15 protein-coding genes are annotated in these 17,225 nt (G+C 70.6%); 7 read left to right on the forward strand and 8 right to left on the reverse strand.

Going from position 1 to position 17,225, the window contains the following annotated elements; translation table 11 throughout:
- Positions 1-270: 270 nt before the first annotated feature.
- A complete protein-coding gene (gene tuf / locus PARJ55_RS0116760; protein WP_028713575.1) occupies positions 271-1,446 on the reverse strand; it encodes an elongation factor Tu in 1,176 nt (391 codons plus the stop codon).
- Between the two features lie 209 nt (positions 1,447-1,655).
- Between tuf and PARJ55_RS0116765 the strand changes: the two genes are divergently transcribed.
- Complete coding sequence (locus PARJ55_RS0116765; RefSeq protein WP_028714072.1) at positions 1,656-2,576, forward strand: DUF533 domain-containing protein; 921 nt, start codon at positions 1,656-1,658, stop codon at positions 2,574-2,576.
- On the opposite strand, the gene dinB is transcribed toward PARJ55_RS0116765, so the two are convergent.
- Genes dinB through PARJ55_RS0116780 form a run of 3 tightly spaced genes read right to left on the reverse strand, consistent with a single transcriptional unit; the run spans position 2,567 to position 6,128 of the window.
- Positions 2,567-3,661, reverse strand: coding sequence for a DNA polymerase IV (dinB, locus tag PARJ55_RS0116770; RefSeq protein WP_028714073.1), 1,095 nt, complete (start codon positions 3,659-3,661; stop codon positions 2,567-2,569). The two genes, PARJ55_RS0116765 and dinB, sit on opposite strands and share 10 nt — an antisense overlap.
- A complete protein-coding gene (locus PARJ55_RS0116775) occupies positions 3,658-4,389 on the reverse strand; it encodes a folate-binding protein YgfZ (protein WP_028714074.1) in 732 nt (243 codons plus the stop codon). Before PARJ55_RS0116775 ends, dinB begins: the two co-directional genes overlap by 4 nt.
- A complete protein-coding gene (locus PARJ55_RS0116780; RefSeq protein ID WP_028714075.1) occupies positions 4,389-6,128 on the reverse strand; it encodes an ABC transporter ATP-binding protein in 1,740 nt (579 codons plus the stop codon). The genes PARJ55_RS0116775 and PARJ55_RS0116780 overlap by 1 nt, the downstream gene beginning before the upstream one ends.
- A gap of 289 nt (positions 6,129-6,417) precedes the next feature.
- On the opposite strand from PARJ55_RS0116780, the gene PARJ55_RS0116785 reads away from it, so the two are divergent.
- From PARJ55_RS0116785 to PARJ55_RS0116805, 5 genes are all read left to right on the forward strand, one after another.
- The gene (locus PARJ55_RS0116785) at positions 6,418-7,590 is read left to right on the forward strand and encodes an alanine--glyoxylate aminotransferase family protein (RefSeq protein ID WP_028714076.1); all 1,173 of its coding nucleotides are present in this window, start codon (positions 6,418-6,420) and stop codon (positions 7,588-7,590) included.
- A gap of 61 nt (positions 7,591-7,651) precedes the next feature.
- Positions 7,652-8,719 carry a siderophore-interacting protein gene (locus PARJ55_RS0116790; protein ID WP_028714077.1) on the forward strand — a complete coding sequence of 356 codons (1,068 nt, stop codon included), beginning with the start codon at positions 7,652-7,654 and terminating at the stop codon, positions 8,717-8,719.
- A 126-nt stretch (positions 8,720-8,845) separates the two neighbouring features.
- Positions 8,846-10,036 carry a tonB-system energizer ExbB gene (gene exbB / locus PARJ55_RS0116795; RefSeq protein ID WP_036698890.1) on the forward strand — a complete coding sequence of 397 codons (1,191 nt, stop codon included), beginning with the start codon at positions 8,846-8,848 and terminating at the stop codon, positions 10,034-10,036.
- Between the two features lie 3 nt (positions 10,037-10,039).
- Positions 10,040-10,543: a TonB system transport protein ExbD gene (gene exbD / locus PARJ55_RS0116800; RefSeq protein ID WP_028714079.1), complete on the forward strand. Its 504-nt coding sequence runs from the start codon at positions 10,040-10,042 to the stop codon at positions 10,541-10,543.
- Positions 10,540-11,376 (forward strand): energy transducer TonB, encoded by an 837-nt coding sequence (locus PARJ55_RS0116805; protein ID WP_028714080.1) that lies wholly within the window; start codon positions 10,540-10,542, stop codon positions 11,374-11,376. Before exbD ends, PARJ55_RS0116805 begins: the two co-directional genes overlap by 4 nt.
- A 15-nt stretch (positions 11,377-11,391) precedes the next feature.
- Here the strand turns inward: PARJ55_RS0116805 and PARJ55_RS22385 are convergent, their stop codons facing one another.
- On the reverse strand, positions 11,392-12,327 hold the full coding sequence (locus PARJ55_RS22385) for a hydrogen peroxide-inducible genes activator (protein WP_036698892.1): 936 nt from the start codon (positions 12,325-12,327) through the stop codon (positions 11,392-11,394).
- A 106-nt stretch (positions 12,328-12,433) separates the two neighbouring features.
- Entirely contained in the window at positions 12,434-13,711 is a 1,278-nt protein-coding gene (locus PARJ55_RS0116815) for a hemolysin family protein (protein WP_028714081.1), read from the reverse strand.
- 304 nt (positions 13,712-14,015) lie between these two features.
- Here PARJ55_RS0116815 and PARJ55_RS0116820 point away from each other — a divergent pair, with 304 nt between their 5' ends.
- Complete coding sequence (locus PARJ55_RS0116820) at positions 14,016-15,167, forward strand: patatin-like phospholipase family protein (protein WP_028714082.1); 1,152 nt, start codon at positions 14,016-14,018, stop codon at positions 15,165-15,167.
- A 43-nt stretch (positions 15,168-15,210) separates the two neighbouring features.
- On the opposite strand, the gene PARJ55_RS0116825 is transcribed toward PARJ55_RS0116820, so the two are convergent.
- Positions 15,211-16,314, reverse strand: coding sequence for an NADH:flavin oxidoreductase/NADH oxidase (locus PARJ55_RS0116825; RefSeq protein ID WP_028714083.1), 1,104 nt, complete (start codon positions 16,312-16,314; stop codon positions 15,211-15,213).
- Positions 16,315-16,451: 137 nt separating this feature from the next.
- Positions 16,452-17,222: an amino acid ABC transporter ATP-binding protein gene (locus PARJ55_RS0116830; RefSeq protein WP_028714084.1), complete on the reverse strand. Its 771-nt coding sequence runs from the start codon at positions 17,220-17,222 to the stop codon at positions 16,452-16,454.
- Positions 17,223-17,225: the final 3 nt, after the last annotated feature.

Genomic DNA, 17,225 nt, shown 5'->3' on the forward strand with positions numbered 1-17,225 from the left:
AAAACCACGCCCCGGCACCCGCCCGCGCGCCCTCGCCCTGGGCCGCCCCGCGCCCGCGCGCTTCTTTCTTGTGCAAATATCCCGGGGTCCGGGGCAGAGCCCCGGAAAGCCCGCGCCGCCCCAAACGGCAAAGGCCGCCCCTCGCGGAGCGGCCTTCCTCATCGCGATATCCCGGCAGGGATCACCCGATGACGGTCCCGGAGCGCAAAGCCCGCGGCGCAAGGCAGCGCGGGCCTGCGCCCCGCCACCCGGCCGCCGCGGACCAGCCCGTCACTTCAGGATCTTCGACACCACGCCGGCGCCGACCGTGCGGCCGCCCTCGCGGATCGCGAAGCGCAGCTTCTCTTCCATCGCGATCGGCGCGATCAGCTCCACCGTGAACTTCAGGTTGTCGCCCGGCATCACCATCTCGGTGCCCTCGGGCAGACGAACCGTCCCGGTCACGTCCGTGGTCCGGAAATAGAACTGCGGACGATAGTTCGCGAAGAACGGCGTGTGCCGGCCGCCCTCTTCCTTGGTCAGGATATAGGCCTCGGCCTCGAACTCGGTATGCGGCGTCACCGAGCCGGGCTTCGCCAGCACCTGGCCGCGCTCCACCCCGTCGCGCTCCACGCCGCGCAGCAGCGCGCCGATGTTGTCGCCGGCCTCGCCGCGGTCCAGGAGCTTGCGGAACATCTCCACCCCGGTGCAGGTGGTCTTCTTCGTCGGGCGGATGCCGACGATCTCAAGCTCGTCGCCCACGTTCACCGCGCCACGCTCGACGCGGCCGGTCACCACCGTGCCCCGGCCCGAGATCGAGAACACGTCCTCGATCGGCATCAGGAACGGCTGGTCAACCGCGCGCTCGGGCGTCGGGATGTATTCGTCCACGGCGGCGATCAGCGCCCGGATCGAATCCTCGCCGATCTCCTTGTCGCGGCCTTCCAGCGCCGCCAGCGCCGAGCCCTTGATGATCGGGATGTCGTCGCCGGGATAGTCGTAGGACGACAGCAGCTCGCGCACTTCCATCTCGACCAGTTCCAGCAGCTCCGGATCGTCCACCTGGTCGACCTTGTTCAGGTAGACGACCATGTAGGGGATGCCGACCTGGCGGCCCAGCAGGATGTGCTCGCGCGTCTGCGGCATCGGGCCGTCGGCCGCGTTCACCACCAGGATCGCGCCGTCCATCTGCGCAGCGCCCGTGATCATGTTCTTCACGTAGTCCGCGTGGCCGGGGCAGTCCACGTGGGCATAGTGCCGGTTCTCCGATTCGTATTCCACATGCGCGGTCGAGATCGTGATGCCACGCGCACGCTCCTCGGGGGCGCCGTCGATCTGGTCATAGGCCTTGAATTCACCAAAATACTTGGTGATCGCAGCCGTCAGCGTCGTCTTGCCGTGGTCAACGTGACCGATCGTCCCGATGTTGACGTGCGGTTTCGTCCGTTCAAACTTTGCCTTTGCCATCATGGCCTCCTATCGGGGGGGCCACCCGCGCGACAGCCCCCGTCGTGAAACATCCGCCGCGACTTATAATCGTGCCGGGGAAAAATCAAGGGCGCCCGGGCCTTTGCCGCGGCGCTGTGGCGATGGAACCGGAACCGGACGAATACGTTGGAATTGCGCAAAGAAGGCTGCCCGGCCCGGCGGCCCCGCAACGCTTTCGGAGGAACGAGATGAGCCTGATGAAATCCCTCGCCCGCGTCGCGGCCGGCGTGATGCTGGCCAAGGGGATCGGAACCATGATGAAGAACGCCCAGAACCGGCCGCAATCCGCCGGGGGACGGGGGTCTGGCGGGCTGCTCGATGAGCTGTTCGGCAACAATACCGGCGGGGCCGGCAATCGCTCGACCGGCTCGGGCGGGCTGGGCGACATGCTCGGCCAGGTGCTGGGCGGCCGCTCGGGCGGGGGCACCGCCTATGGCGGGCCGAACTCGCCCCGCCATACCGGCGCGGCGCAAGGCGGGCTGGGCGGATTGCTCGACCAGCTGACGGGCTCGCGCGGCGGTTCCGGCTCGGGCGGTGTCCTGGGCGGCGCGGCCGCCGGGGGCTTTGGCGGGATGCTGGGCGATCTGCTGGGCGGACGCGGCGCGCAGGCGCAGCAGGCCCCCGGGCAGCCCCAGCCAGGCGCCGGCGGCCTGGCGCAGAAGGATGCCCAGCCGCAGAACGACGCCAGCTTCGGCGAACTTTTCAACGAGGCGCTGGCCAGCGGCGACGAGCCCTCGACCGCGCCCACGCCGGAACAGAACGCGCTGGCCGGGCTGATGCTGAAGGCGATGATCCAGGCCGCGAAATCCGACGGCGAGATCGACGAGAATGAAAAGGCCAAGCTGATGGACCAGTTCGGCGAGCTGGACGACGAGGAGCGCGCCTTCATCCGCGAGCAGATGGCCGCGCCGGTCGATGCCGCGGCCCTGGCCCGCGAAGTGCCGGAGGGCTTCGGGCCGCAGGTCTATCTGATGTCGCTGATGGCCATCGAGCTCGACAACCGCAAGGAGGCCGAATACCTGCACACGCTGGCGCAGGGCCTCGGCCTCGACAAGGAGACGGTGAACGGCATCCACCAGAAGGTCGGCGTCATCAACCTTTACGCCTGATCGAACAGGCCCAGCTGGCGCGGCGGCTCGTCCTGCCGCGCCTCCTCCAGCCCCGACAGGGTGATGCCCAAGAGCCGCACGCCATGCGGATCGGAAAAGACCGGGGCCAGCAATTCGCAGGCCATCTCCAGCATCTCGTCGCGGCTTTCGAGCGGGCGCGGCAGGGAGCGGGCGCGGGTGATCTGGCGGAAATCGCCGTATTTCACCTTCAGCGTCACCGTCCGCCCGGCGCGGCCCGCATTCGCGGCATGGCGCCAGACCTTCTCGGCCAGCTCGGCCAGCGCCTCATGCGCGGGGGCCAGGTCGCGCAGGTCCTCGAAATAGGTGTTCTCGGCGCCGATGCTCTTGCGGATGCGGTTCGGCTTGACCTCGCGATGGTCGATGCCGCGGGCGATGTTCCAGTAATAGCTGCCCGACTTGCCGAAGCGCGCGGACAGGAATTCCAGGCTCTGCCGGGCCAGGTCGGCGCCGGTCAGGATGCCATGCGCCTCCATCCGCGCCGCCGTGGCCGGGCCGATGCCGTGAAAGCGGCCGATGGGCAGGCTTTGCACGAATTCCGCCCCGGCCTCGGGCGGGATCACGAACAGCCCGTCCGGCTTGCGCTGGTCCGAGGCCAGCTTGGCCAGGAACTTGTTGTAGCTGACCCCGGCCGAGGCGGTCAGCCCGGTCGCCTGCCGGATGCGCGCCCGGATCTCTTGCGCGATGCGGGTGGCGGTGCGGCCGTCGAGGTGATCGGTCAGGTCCAGATAGGCCTCGTCCAGCGACAGCGGCTCGACCAGCGGGGTGTATTCGGCAAAGATCGCCCGCACCTGCTGGCTGACGGCGCGATAGACGTCGAAGCGCGGCTTCACGAAGATCAGGGCCGGGCAAAGCCGCATCGCCCGCATCGAGGGCATGGCCGAGCGCACGCCGAAGCGGCGCGCCTCGTAGCTGGCCGCCGCCACCACGCCGCGCTGGATGCCCCCCACCGCGACCGGACGCCCGCGCAGCTCGGGATTGTCGCGCTGCTCGACCGAGGCATAGAAGGCGTCCATGTCCACATGCACGATGCGGCGGACGCGCTCCCCGGCCGGCCCGGTCGTCATGGGATGATGCGGGCGTCCCCCGCCGTCAGCCCACCCCCGTCAGAAAAGGGGCCCATGCGGTCGAAGCGCATATGGGCGATGGCGCGCCCGCCGGACTGGGTGAAGAGCGTGCCTGCCTCGCGCCCGTCCGCCATCAGGATCGGCGTGCCGACGGGCGCGGCGCCCTCGATCCCGACTGTCACCAGCCCCTTGCGCAGTTCGGTCTTGTGCTTCATCCGCGCCGTGACCTCCTGCCCGACATAGCAGCCCTTGCGGAAATCGACGCCATGCAGGCGTTCGAAGCCGGCTTCCAGAATGAAGGTCTCGTTCGGGATCAGCTCGATCAGGGTTTCGGGGATGCAATGCGCGACCCGGATGGCATCCCAGTCGGTGCCGTCGTCGCCCTGCCCGCCATAAAGCCGCCAGCCAAGCGCCGGATGCCGGGGGTCGGCGATGGCGGCATCGGGCATCTCGCCGATGCCGCGGGCGACGGTCAGGTCGGTCGGCTCCAGCGCGACCTTCGAGCGCAGCTTGTACATCGACAGCCGCCGGAGCAGGTCGTCCGACAGCCGCGCATCGACGTCGACCAGCAGCCGCCCGCCGTCCGGCACCACCAGGAAATCGGCCAGATACTTGCCCTGCGGCGTCAAGAGCGCCGCCCAGGCCGGCACCTCGCCCACCTTGTTCGTCACCAGCCCCTGCAGGAACTCGACCCGATCCTCGCCCGAGACCGCCAGAATGCGCCGCATCACGTCTCTCCGAATTGCAGTTTGACCAAGGCCGCATAGGCGCCGCCCCGGGCCATAAGCTGGTCGTGATCGCCCTCCTCGACAACCCTGCCCTGATCCATCACCACGATCTTGTCCGCCTGCCGCACGGTCGAAAGCCTGTGCGCGATGACCAGCGTGGTGCGCCCCGCGGAAAGCTCGTCCAGCGCCTGCTGCACCAGCCGTTCGCTTTGCGCGTCCAGCGCGCTGGTCGCCTCGTCCAGAAGCAGGATCGGCGCGTTGCGCAGCACGGCGCGGGCGATGGCCACGCGCTGGCGCTGCCCGCCCGACAGGGCCGAGCCGCGCGGCCCGGCCGGCGTGTCCAGCCCCAGGGGCAGCGCATCGGTGAAATCCGCGACATGGGCGGCGACGATGGCGCGGCGCAGCGCCTCGTCGTCCTGCTCGCGGCCCAGCAGGATGTTCTCGCGCAGCGTCTCGTCGAACAGCGCCGCATCCTGGCTGACGGTCGAGAACTGATCGCGCAGCACCCCCAGGTCATAATCCCGCAAGGCCACGCCGCCCAGGGTGATCTGCCCCGATTCGGGATCGATCAGCCGGGTCAGCAGGTTGAAGACCGTGGATTTCCCCGCCCCCGACGGCCCGACCAGCGCCGTGGTCTGGCCCGCCTCGGCGGTAAAGCTCAGGCCGTTCAGCACCGGATGGTCGTCATAGGCCAGCCGCACGTCGTCAAAGCGGATCGTGGTGTCGGGCGGCGGCTCGCGCCGCGGGCCCGAGGTGATCGCCGGCCGCATGTCCAGCACCGAGTAGATGCGCTCCAGGCTCGCCGCCGCGATCTGCCAGGTGCCGGTCAAGGCCCCCAGCCGGCGCAGCGGCTGGAAGGCCAGCGCCATGGCGGTGAAGAAGGACATGAAATCGCCGACCGTGCGCTCGCCCCGCGTCACCTCCGCCCCGCCAAGCGCCAGCACGCCGACGAAGCCCAGCCCGGTCACCACATCGACCAGCGCCGGCACGGTGGCGCCGATGCCGGACATCTTGACCTCGGCCTGGCGGATGCGGGCGACGATCTGGGAAAAGCGGCTGGCCTGGTAATCCTCCATGCGGTTCAGCTTGACGGCGTTGATGCCGTGCAGCACCTCGTCCAGCCGGGTGGCGCGCTGGCTGGCATTGACGCGGTTCTGCCGCATCTTGCGCCGGATGTAGCGCTGCACCAGCACGGTGGGCAGGATCAGCAGCGGCGCGCCGACCAGCGCCGCCATGGTCCACCACGGGTCCACGGCCAGCGCCACCGCGAACAGCGACACCAGCGACACCATGTCCCGCCCCGCGCCCGAGATGAAGGTGGACCACACCCCCTGCACGGCGATGGAATCGCCCTGCACCCGCTCGATCAGCGCGCCGGGCGGGTTCTGCTGGAAGAAGCCGCTGTCCAGCACCATGATATGGCGCAGCATGTCGCTCTGCATCGTGGTCGAGACCGCCAGCGAGACCGAGGTCATCAGGCTGCGGTTGATGACGAAGGTCGCGGCGCGGATCAGGAACAGCGCGAAGATCGCGCCGCCCACCCACCAGATCGCATCGGTGTCGCCGCCGACGAAGACCCGGTCGAACAGCGGCTTCAGCATCCAGCTGAGCAGGCCCAGGGTCGAGCCCTCGACGATCAGGAACAGCAGCGCCAGCAGGATGCGCCCGGAATAGGGATGCAGATAGTCGCGCCACATGCGGGCGAACAGATTGGCCGTCCTGTGAATCCTGTCCGCCATCGCGCCCCCGGGAATTCGGTCCGGCCAAGGGATAAGCCGCAAGCCGCGCGGGGGCAACCCGCCGCCCTCCCCTGCCCGCCACCCCCGCCGCCGTCCTCGCCGCCTTCGCCGCCATCGATGCCTCGGCCGCCTGCCCCTGCCCTTGCCCTTGCGCTTCACCGTTTTCCAAATACTCCTGCGACCGTGCGGGCCGGCCCCGGCACCGCCGCCTCGCCCGGCCCGCGCGCGCCCCGTTGACCTCGCGCAGGGGCCGTCCTACCGATGGCGGGTCATCAGAAAGGCATCCTCCATGAGCTTTGCCCAAGGCGCCGCCGTCCTTGCCATTCCCGGCCCCTCGCCCGTCCCCGACCGCGTGCTGCGCGCCATGCACCGCCCCTCGCCCGACATCTACGGCCCGGATCTGGCGGCCGAGAATCAGGCCATGATCGCCGGGCTGAAACGGCTGGCCGGCACCACGGGCCATGTCGCGCCCTATATCGGCAACGGCCATGCCGGCTGGGAGGCGGCGAATGTCAACCTGCTCGACCGGGGCGAACGGGCCCTGGCGCTGGTCTCGGGCCATTTCGGCCGCAGTTGGGCCGCCTCGGCCCGGGCGCTGGGGATCGAGGTCGAGGAGCTGGATTTCGGCCTCGCGCCCCCCGACCCGCAGCGGCTGGCCGACCGGCTGGCGCAGGACCGCGAAGGGCGGATCCGCGCGGTGCTGGTCTGCCAGGTCGATACCGCAAGCTCGGCCCGCGCCGACATTCTCGCCCTGCGCGCGGCCATGGGCGGCCATCCGGCCTTCCTGGCCGTCGATGCCATCGCTTCGCTGGGCTGCGAGCCGATGCGGATGGACGAATGGGGCGTCGACCTGCTGGTCGCGGCCAGCCAGAAGGGGCTGATGGTGCCGCCGGGGCTGGCCTTCGTCTGGTTCTCGGACCGGGTCAAGGCGCGGGGACGCAGCGGCCTTGCCACGCCCTATTGGGACTGGACCCCGCGCGCCGAGGCGCAGGAGCTGTGGCAGTTCTGGGGCGGCACGCCGCCGGTCCAGCACATCTTCGGTCTGAACGAGGCGCTGCGCATGCTGCTGGACGAGGAGACCCTGCCCGCCGCCTGGGCCCGGCACGACGGGCTGGCGCGGGCCACCTGGGCGGCGCTGGACCGCTGGGGCGCCGGCCATCCCGGCATCGGCCCGCTGATCGGCGATCCCGCCGGCCGCGCCCGCTCGGTCACCGCGGCCCGCCTGACAAATGCCAGCGCCCTGCGCGAATGGACCGCGGCCAGGACGGGGGTGACGCTGGGCATCGGCCTTGGCGCGCCCGATCCCGGCAACGCGCTGCGCATCGCCCATATGGGCCATGCCAATGCCCATCAGCTGCTGGGCGTGCTGGCGGCGATCGAGGCCGGGATGACCGCGCTGGCCATCCCGCACGGCCCGGGCGCGCTGGAGGCGGCGGCGGCCGAAATCGCCCGGCTCGCCTGAACCGCCTTGAAGCGCCGGGCCGGATGCCCGACCTTTGCCCCGACGGCACGAAAGGCGACCGATGCGCATCACCCCCCTGCCCGAGTTCCAGTCCGAATCCCTGCTGCCCGGCCAGGACTTCGCGCCCATCGAGCGGCTGATCCGAGACAAGGCCCGGGAACAGGGGCTGGACCTGCATATCGGTCACGGCCGCTCGATCTGGTGCGAGGTCGGGATGGGCGAGTTCGGCGCCCGCAAGCGCGGCGACGGCGTGCTGGTCTTTGCCCGGGCGCATCGCGCCGAATGGCTGGGCGCGATGCAGCAGGCGATCTCGGACCATCTGGCGCAGCACCTGCCGGCCGCGGCGGCGGCGTTGCGCTGGCCCTCGGCCGGGGATGCGGGCCGGCTGCCCGACAATTTCAGCCTGGCCCGCGTCGTGGGCGCCGAACCGCTCTGCCCCGATTTCCTGCGCCTGCGACTGGCCGCGCCCGACCTGCACCGGCTCGCCGGCGCGGATTCGATGCATTTCCGGCTGGTGCTGCCCCGGCCCGAAGACGCGGCGCCGGAATGGCCGCATATCGGCGCCAGCGGCCAGATCGTCTGGCCCAGGGGCGACAAGGCGCTGCACCGGCCGGTCTATACCGTGCGCCGCATCGATGCCGATGCCGGCTGGCTCGACCTGGACATCTTCGACCATGCCGGCGGCCGGGCGGCGGCCTGGGCGCGCCGCGCCCGGCCCGGCCAGCACCTCGGCCTCGCCGGTCCCAGCGGCGGCGGCATCCCGCAGGCCGGGCGGCTGGTCCTGGCCGGGGACGAGACCGCCTATCCCGCCCTTGCCCGCATCCTCGAATCGCAGGCAGGCAAGGCGGGCGGCGAGGTGTTCCTGCTCGGCGCCCGCGCCGACTACCCCCTGCCCCGGCCAAAGGGCTTCCGCCTGCGCCACCTGCCGGGCGGAACCGCGGCCCTCGGCGCGCTGCTGCGGGCCGAACCGCCGCCCCGCCACGGCTATCTGTGGATGGCGGCAGAAAAATCCGGCATCGCCGTCCTGCGCGCCCTGCTGTTGCAGGAACTGGGCCACGACAAGGCCCGCAGCCATCTGGCGGCCTACTGGTCGGCAGAAAGCCCGGCGGACCGCCCGAGGAATAGTTGACAATTTTACCTTGGTGATCGATACGAACCTCGAACCGCGGCCAAAGGGTCGGCGGCACGCCCTTTGGCATGTGCCGCGCCCCAGCAAGATGCGGACGGACCGAATGCCGGAACTACAAGGATCGCCATGACTCACCTGTCGCTGCCGCGCCACCGCGCGGGGACCGCCGTCGCATTGACCTGCCTGCTGCTCGGCACGCCGCTCTCGGCGCAGGAAAGCGCCCCCGACAGCCAGCCCGGCCCGGCACCGCAGGTCCAGACCCAGCCGGCCAGCCCCGCCGCGCCGGAAACCGCTGCGCCCGAAGCGGCCGCGCCCCAGACGGCGGCGCCGGACTCCCCCGGTCCGGGCAGCCCCGCCGCGCCTGAACCCGCAGCGCCGGAAACCGCAGCGCCGGCGGCCTCGACCCCCGCCGCAGAGGCGCCCGCACCGGCCGCGACCACGCCGGAAGCCGCCGGCGGCCAGACCGCTCCCGCCGCTGATCTCGTCCCGGCGGCGCCTGCGACCGCTCCGGCGGCAGCGACCGAAGCCCAGACCCCCGCGGCGAGCGAGGCCCAGCCCATCGGCTCGGGCCTGCTGCCGCAATCGGTGCAGGACATGCTGACCCCGGCCGAGCGCGATCCGAACCTGCCGCATGACCTGTCGCCGATGGGCATGTTCCTGGCCGCCGACTGGGTGGTGAAGGCGGTGATGATCGGGCTGGCCTTCGCCTCGGTCGTGACCTGGACCGTTCTGATCGCCAAGATGCTGGAACTGATGGGCGCCACGAACCGCGCGCAATCCGGCATCCGCCGCATCGAGGACGCGGCCAGCCTGCCCGCCGCGCTGGCCTCGGCCGGCAACCGCCGCGACCCGGTCTCGCGCATGATCCGCGCCGCCGCCGCCGAATACGACCGCTCGGTCCCGGCCCTGGAGCAGGCCGGCGACGCCGGCGTCAAGGAACGCGTCGATTCGCATCTCGACCGCATCGAGGCCATCGCCGGCCGCCGCATGAGCCGGGGCACCGGCGTGCTGGCCACCATCGGCTCGACCGCGCCCTTCGTCGGCCTGTTCGGCACCGTCTGGGGCATCATGAACAGCTTCATCGGCATCTCGCAGGCGCAGACCACCAACCTGGCCGTCGTGGCGCCGGGCATCGCCGAGGCGCTGCTGGCCACCGCCCTCGGCCTGGTCGCCGCCATCCCGGCCGTGGTGATCTACAACGTCTTCGCCCGCGCCATCACCGGCTACCGGCTGCGGCTGGCCAATGCCGCCGCCGGGGTCAAACGCCTTGTCAGCCGCGACCTCGATTTCCGCGGCCCCCGGCGCGCGGAGGTCTGAACCATGGCCGGCGGCATCCGCGAGACCCAAGGCGACGATCTGGTCGAGAACCACGAGATCAACGTCACCCCCTTCATCGACGTGATGCTGGTGCTGCTGATCATCTTCATGGTGGCGGCGCCGCTGGCCACGGTGGATGTGAACGTGGACCTGCCCGTATCGAACGCGACCCCCGCCAAACGGCCCGACCAGCCGGTCTATGTCACGGTCAAGCCCGACCTGACGCTGGCCATCGGCAATGAGGACGTCCCCGCCGGCGGGCTGGGCGCGGCGCTGGCCGCCGCCACCGAGAACAACCGCGAGGAGCGCATCTTCCTGCGTGCGGACCGCGACGTGTCCTATGGCGACCTGATGGGGGTGATGAACACCCTGCGCGAGACCGGCTATCTGAAGATCGCGCTGGTCGGGCTGGAGGCCGCGCCGCCCGCCGAGTCAGCCGCGGCCGGCGCCGGGGCGCCGACGCAGACCGCCTCCACCCCGGCAAGCGGAGGAGCCGCGACGCCATGAGCTGGACCCCCTCTCCCGCCCTGCGCGAAGGCGCGCTCTGGGGCACCGCCGCGGTGGTGGTGCTGGCCGCGCATCTGGGCGGCGGGCTGTGGATCATGCAGCGCGCCGAGGCCGCAGCGCCGCCGGGCCTGCCCGACCCGGTCTTCGTCGATCTGGCACCGATGCCCGAGGCCGCCGCGCCCGAGGACGAGTTCGAGATGCCCGAGATGGCCGAAGCCGAGCCGGAGCCCGAACCAGAGCCCGAGCCAGAGCCGGAGCCCGAGCTCGCCATGCCGCCGCTGCAGGAGCTCGAGCCGCTCGCGGACATGAATTCGCTGTTCCCGCCGCCGCCCGACGCGGTGGTGCTGCAGAAATCCGAGCGCCCGCCGGAACGCCCCGAGCGCGAGCCGGAGCCCGAGCCGAAGGTGGTGGAAAAGCAGCCCGAACCGAAAAAGCGCGAGAAGAAGGAAAAGGCCCCCGAGCAGCAGCCCTCCCGCCAGGCCGCGACCCAGGTCCGGGCACCGCAATCCGAACGCACCGCCGCACCGCAGATCCAGGCGGGCACGCCCAGCCCGCGGCAGGTGGCCAACTGGCAGTCCAAGGTGCAGGCCGCCGTGGCGCGGCACATGCAGCGCACCCGCTTCACCGGCCGCGGCGCCTCGGTGACCGTCACGGTGCGTTTCAGCGTCGATCCCAGCGGCCGCGTGGCCGGGGCGCAGCTGGCCAACTCGACCGGCGACGCCAGGATCGACGCGGCACTGAGCCGGCAGGCATCGAGCATGCCGCGCATGCCGGCCCCGCCCTCGGGCAAGACCACCGCGCTGGTGCTGCCGGTCAAGATCGTGTTGCGCTGACCCGCCGATGCCGGCTCATTCCGGGCCGGGCAAGGCGATCGGCTCGACCCCCAGCACCGGCGCGAGGCCGCGCACCACCGCGGCCAGCGCCCTGGCATCCGTTCCCGCCTCGGCATTGCGCCGCCAGACCACCGCCAGATCGCGCGAGGGCGCGGGCTCGGCAAAGGGCACGATGCGCAGCCGCCCATCGCGGTTCTCGTCCGCCAGCGCCAGCCGCGGGATCAGCGTCATGCCCATGCCGCTGGCCACCATCCGCATCAGCGTCGCCATCGAGGCCGCTTCGAGGTTCAGCTTGCGGCGCGGGCTGCGCATGCCGCAGACCTCCAGCGCCTGATCGCGCAGACAATGACCGTCGGCCAGCAGCAGCAGCCGCTCGGCCTCGATGCTTTCCGGGCGGGCGGGACCGGACAGGAAGGTGGTATCATCCTCGGACAGCGCGATCAGAAAGGCGTCGCGCAGCACCGGCTCGGCCTCGATCCCGGCCTCGCCCGCGGGCAGGGCCATGATCCCCGCATCGAAACGGTGGCTCAGCACGCCCGCGACCAGATCGTCGGTCACCACCTCGTGCAGTTCCAGGTCCAGCGCGGGATGGCGGTCGCGCAGCGCCGGCACCAGATGCGGGATCAGATAGGGCGCGACCGTCGGGATGATCGCCAGCCGCAGCCGCCCCGACAGCGCCGAGCGGCCGGCCCGCGCCAGCGCGTCCAGCCGCTTGGCGGTGTCGATCAACTCTTGCGCCACCGGCAAGAGCCGCTCTCCCAGCGCGGTCAGCCGCACCGGCCCTGCCCCGGCCCCGCGCTCGAACAGCGCCCCGCCCAGCCGGGCCTCGAGCTGGGCGATCTGGCTCGACAGGCCCGGCTGCGAGACATGCACCGTCTCGGCGGCGCGGCCGAAATTGCCCAGCCGCGCGACGGCAAGAAAATAGGTAATCTGGCGCAGGGTGAAGTTCATAATTCCTGATTATCACCGCGCACGACAATCACAAGCACCGATTCTAAACCGGCGCCCGGGCCGGGAAAGCCGGAGCCGCGGACCGGGGCGGACCGGTGGGGCCAGATCAGCCCGGCTGGCGCTGCACCAGCAGCTTGTCGATGCGGCGGCCGTCCATGTCGACCACCTCGATGCGCCAGCCCTGCCAGTCCACGCGGTCGCCGGCCTGCGGCAGCCGCCCGGCCAGGTCCAGCACCAGCCCGGCCACGGTGGAGAAGTCGTGATCCTCGTCCAGCGGCAGCGAAAGGCGGTCGGCGAATTCGTCGACCGGCATCCAGCCGGCGACCAGCAGGCTGCCGTCCTCGCGCTCGACCAGCTTCGGCTCGTCGTCGGAAAAGCCGGCGAATTCGCCGGTGATCGCCTCCAGCACGTCCATGGGCGTCACCACGCCCTCGAAATGGCCGTATTCGTCATAGACCAGCAGCATCTGCCCCGGCGCGGCGCGCAGCCGGCTGATGACCTCGGGCGCGTCCATGGTCTCGGGGATGATCGGGGCGGGCTGCATGACCTCGCGCAGGTCCACCGCCTCGGCCCGGCTCTGCGACATCAGGTCCACGCTGGCGATCACCCCGATCAGGTTGTTCGGATCGCCGTCGCTGACCGGCAGGCGGGTGCGGCGGCTGTCGCGGAACTTGCGCGCCATCTCCTCCCAGCTGTCGCCGACATCGATCGCCTCGATGTCGCGCCGGGGCGTCATCAGCCCGCGCGCGCTGCGGTCGGCGATGCGCATGACGCCGGCGATCATCTCGGTCTCGGCGCGGTGCATGACACCGGCCGTCTCGGCCTCCGAGATGACCAGCTTGATCTCCTCGTCGCTGATGGTCTGGCGGTCCTGGCCCGATTGCCCCAGCGCCGCCAGCACCAGCTTGCCGGACCGGTCGAGCAGCCAGACCAGCGGCGCCGCCCCGCGCGAGATGGCGTGCATCAGCGGCGCGACCCGGGCAGCGACCCGCTCGGGCGCCTTCAGCGCCAGCTGCTTGGGCACCAGTTCGCCCACGATCAGCGACAGATAGGTGATCGCCACCACCACGCCGCCCATGCCGAGCGGCTGCGCCAGCGAGGCCGGCACGCCCCAGCCCGGCAGCGCCGCCGCCAGACGCGCCCCCAGCGTCGCACCGGAAAAGGCCCCGGACAGCACGCCGACCAGCGTGATGCCGATCTGGACCGAGGACAGGAAGCGCCCCGGATCCTCGCCCAGCTGCAAGGCGGTGGCGGCACCCCGGTCGCCGCGCTCGGCCAGCACCTTCAGCCGCGCCGGGCGGGCCGAGACGATGGCCAGCTCGGACATGGCCAGAAGCCCGTTCAGCAGGGTCAGGACAAAAACAACAAGGATTTCGATCCACATCGAAGGGAGCTCGCTCGGGTCAGGGCAATGCCGCAAGGCGGCGCGGGCGCAGCGGGCTGCGCCGGTCGGAAGGGGCATCTGTCATGCGCGTGTCGGCATCTGGCTCCGGCTGTGTCATGCCCCACTATATCGGCTGCCGCCGCCGTGGCAATCGCCGAAGCCGCCACCGCGCCGGACGCAACGTCACCCCCCGCGCCAATCCCGAATTCGAGAGATTTTTTCTTTCGTCTTATTGGCCGTTATGGAAATTTTCATTCCCGGGGCATAGCGTGACAAGAATCACTGTATGCGTAACGAGGGGCAAATGAAGGACAGATCCGAGGAAACGCCGGAAAAAATTGTGCTGGTCCTTCAGGGCGGCGGGGCCCTGGGGGCGTTTCAGGCCGGCGCCTACGAGGCGCTTTGCCGCGCGGGGCAGGAACCGGAATGGCTGGCCGGCATCTCGATCGGCTCGATCAACGCCGCACTGATCGCCGGCAACCGGCCCGGCCAGCGGCTCGCGGCGCTGCGCCAGTTCTGGGAAGGGGTGACGGGCGCGCCCTGGCTGCTCGGCGCCTGTTTCGAGGGCGGGCCGCTGCACGACCCGATGCGCGCCTTCTGCAACGAAAGCCGCGCCGCTCTGACCACGATGCTGGGCGCGCCAGGCTTCTTCCGCCCGCGCATGCCGGACATGTTCTCGTTCCTGCCCGGGCTGATGCGGCAGACCAGCTGGTATGACACCACGCCGCTGCGGGACACGCTGTTGCACCTGATCGATTTCGACTATCTCAATGGCGAGGGCCCGCGCCTGTCCGTCGGCGCGGTGGATGTCGAGACCGGCAACTTCACCTGTTTCGACAGCCGCGAGACGCGCATCTCCGTCGATCACATCATGGCCTCGGGCGCGCTGCCGCCGGGCTTTCCCGCGGTCGAGATCGACGGCCGGCAATATTGGGACGGCGGGCTGGTGTCGAACTCGCCGCTGCAATTCGTGCTGGCGACGCCCAGCAACCGGCCGCTCTGCATCTATCAGGTGGACCTCTACCCCTCGCGCGACATCCTGCCGCGCAACATGGCCCAGGTCGAGCAGCGCGAACGCGAGATCCGCTTTTCCAGCCGCACCCGGCTGAACACCGACGATTTCCGCATCCGCCATGCGCTGGCCAGCGCCGCGCGCCGGCTGCACGGCCGCCTGCCGGTCGAGCTGCGCGACGACCCCGACCTCGCCATGCTGATCGAGGCCGGCCCCGCCCATCCGGTCAGCCTGATGCACCTGATCTATCGCCATGCCGATTACGAAAGCGCATCCAAGGATTACGAATTCTCGCGCCTGTCGATGCTAGACCATTGGCGCGACGGGCTGCGCGACGCGGAACAGTCGCTGCGCGACCCCCGCTGGACCGAGCGGCAGGTGCCCGAGGACGGGCTGATGGTCTTCGACCGCAACGACCCGCACCGGCAGGACACCGCGGTCTGAACCCGGGGCGGCACCGGCGGGAAAGCCGGCGCCCGCGCCGCGGTCACTTGCGGAACAGGTCCCGCAGCCCCGAGGGCTGGCTGCGCCAGAACTGCGGCGGCGCCGTGACGCTGGCACCCAGCTTCGCCGCCGCGTGCCAGGGCCAGCGCGGATCGTAAAGCACCGTCCGGGCCAGCGCGATCATGTCGGCATCGCCGGTGGCGACGATGGCTTCGGCCTGCTCGGGCTCGGTGATCAGCCCCACGGCGATGACCGGAATCCCGACCGCCTGCGTGACCGCCCGGGCCAGCGGCACCTGATAGCCGGGACCGACCGGGATCTGCTGGCGCGGATCCAGCCCGCCGCTGCTGACATGGATGGCGGCGCAGCCCCGCGCCTCCAGCGCCTGCGAAAAGGCGATGCTGCCGGCAATGTCCCAGCCGCCCTCGACCCAGTCCGTGCCCGAGATGCGCACGGTGACCGGATAGCCCGCCGGCACCGCATCCCGCACCGCCTCGAAAACCTCCAGCGGAAAGCGCATGCGGTTTTCCGGGCTGCCGCCATAGTCGTCCTCGCGCCGGTTGGACAGCGGCGACAGGAACTGGTGCAGCAGATAGCCATGCGCGGCATGGATCTGGATCGCGTCGATCCCCAGCCGCACCGAGCGGCGCGCCGCCTCGGCAAAGGCGTCGCGCACCCGCGCCAGCCCGGCGCGATCCAGCGCCAGGGGCGGGTTCTCGCCCTCGGCGAAGGGCAGGGCCGAGGCCGAGACGGTCTGCCAGCCATTCGCCGCATCAGGGGCGATCTGCGCCTCGCCCTCCCAAGGCTTCACGGTCGAGGCCTTGCGCCCGGCATGGGCCAGCTGGATGGCGATCGGCATGTCCGACCAGGCCCGCACGCCCTTCAGCACCCGGTCCATGGCCGCCTCGGTCGCATCGTCCCACAGCCCGACATCGGCATAGGAGATGCGGCCCTCGGGCAGGACGGCGGTGGCCTCGATGGTCAGGATCGCCGCGCCGGAATGCGACAGCGCGCCCAGATGGATCAGGTGCCAGTCGGTCATCCGCCCGTCCTCGGCCGAATACATGCACATCGGCGCGATGACGATCCGGTTCGCAAGGGTCTGGCCGGCAATGGCGATCGGCTCGAAAAGCTTCGGTTTGGGCATGAATGCGGTCCTTGCTGTTGCCCGTTCCAGATAAGCCTCGGCCGCCCCGCCGCAACCCCCCGCCGGCGCGCTTCTTTCTTGCCCAAATATCCCGGGGGAGTCGCGGAACGCGACGGGGGCAGAGCCCCCGCCCGCCATCAGAAGCTGTTGCGCTCGTGATAGGTGCGCAGGAAATTCTGGATGCGCTGGTCCTTCGGCGCGTGGAAGATGGCCTGCGGACTGTCCACCGCCACCAGCTCGCCCTTTTCCATGAAGCCGACCTGGTCGGCGACATGGGCGGCGAAGCCCATCTCATGCGTGACCACCACCATGGTCATCCCCTCATTCGCCAGCGCCTTCATCACGTTCAGCACCTCGCCCACCAGCTCGGGATCGAGCGCCGAGGTCGGCTCGTCGAACAGCATCAGCCGCGGCTCCATGGCGATGGCGCGGGCGATGGCGACGCGCTGCTGCTGGCCGCCCGACAGACGCGAGGGGTGGTTGCCCATCTTGTCGGCCAGCCCGACCTTGGCCAGCGCCTCGGCGGCGCGCTTTTCCGCCTCGGCTTTCGGCAGGCCGCGCACCCGGACCAGCCCCTCGGCCACGTTCTCCTTGGCGGTCATGTGCGGCCACAGGTTGAACTGCTGGAACACCATGCCGATGGCGCGGCGCATCTCGCGCAGCTTGCGCCCCGCCATCTTGCGGCCCGGCGCCTCGTAGCCGATCAGCTGGCCGTCGATGCGGATCTCGCCCGAGTCGTATTCCTCGAGGAAGTTGATGCAGCGCAGCAGCGTGGACTTGCCCGAGCCCGAGGGCCCGATCAGGCAGGTCACCTTGCCCGGCGGGATGGACAGGTCCACGTCCTTCAGCGCGTGGAAGGGACCGTAATACTTGTTGACCTTGCGGATCTCGACGGCGGATGCCTGCATCGG

The sequence above is a fragment of the Paracoccus sp. J55 genome, assembly GCF_000513975.1.
In the GTDB taxonomy this organism is placed as follows: Bacteria; Pseudomonadota; Alphaproteobacteria; order Rhodobacterales; family Rhodobacteraceae; genus Paracoccus.

Bases quoted from the DNA above. Each gene is read 5' to 3' on its own strand.
- tuf (WP_028713575.1), bottom strand. From the start codon at position 1,446: ATGGCAAAGGCAAAGTTTGAACGGACGAAACCGCACGTCAACATCGGG.
- PARJ55_RS0116765 (WP_028714072.1), top strand. From the start codon at position 1,656: ATGAGCCTGATGAAATCCCTCGCCCGCGTCGCGGCCGGCGTGATGCTG.
- dinB (WP_028714073.1), bottom strand. From the start codon at position 3,661: ATGACGACCGGGCCGGCCGGGGAGCGCGTCCGCCGCATCGTGCATGTG.
- PARJ55_RS0116775 (WP_028714074.1), bottom strand. From the start codon at position 4,389: ATGCGGCGCATTCTGGCGGTCTCGGGCGAGGATCGGGTCGAGTTCCTG.
- PARJ55_RS0116780 (WP_028714075.1), bottom strand. From the start codon at position 6,128: ATGGCGGACAGGATTCACAGGACGGCCAATCTGTTCGCCCGCATGTGG.
- PARJ55_RS0116785 (WP_028714076.1), top strand. From the start codon at position 6,418: ATGAGCTTTGCCCAAGGCGCCGCCGTCCTTGCCATTCCCGGCCCCTCG.
- PARJ55_RS0116790 (WP_028714077.1), top strand. From the start codon at position 7,652: ATGCGCATCACCCCCCTGCCCGAGTTCCAGTCCGAATCCCTGCTGCCC.
- exbB (WP_036698890.1), top strand. From the start codon at position 8,846: ATGACTCACCTGTCGCTGCCGCGCCACCGCGCGGGGACCGCCGTCGCA.
- exbD (WP_028714079.1), top strand. From the start codon at position 10,040: ATGGCCGGCGGCATCCGCGAGACCCAAGGCGACGATCTGGTCGAGAAC.
- PARJ55_RS0116805 (WP_028714080.1), top strand. From the start codon at position 10,540: ATGAGCTGGACCCCCTCTCCCGCCCTGCGCGAAGGCGCGCTCTGGGGC.
- PARJ55_RS22385 (WP_036698892.1), bottom strand. From the start codon at position 12,327: ATGAACTTCACCCTGCGCCAGATTACCTATTTTCTTGCCGTCGCGCGG.
- PARJ55_RS0116815 (WP_028714081.1), bottom strand. From the start codon at position 13,711: ATGTGGATCGAAATCCTTGTTGTTTTTGTCCTGACCCTGCTGAACGGG.
- PARJ55_RS0116820 (WP_028714082.1), top strand. From the start codon at position 14,016: ATGAAGGACAGATCCGAGGAAACGCCGGAAAAAATTGTGCTGGTCCTT.
- PARJ55_RS0116825 (WP_028714083.1), bottom strand. From the start codon at position 16,314: ATGCCCAAACCGAAGCTTTTCGAGCCGATCGCCATTGCCGGCCAGACC.
- PARJ55_RS0116830 (WP_028714084.1), bottom strand. From the start codon at position 17,222: ATGCAGGCATCCGCCGTCGAGATCCGCAAGGTCAACAAGTATTACGGT.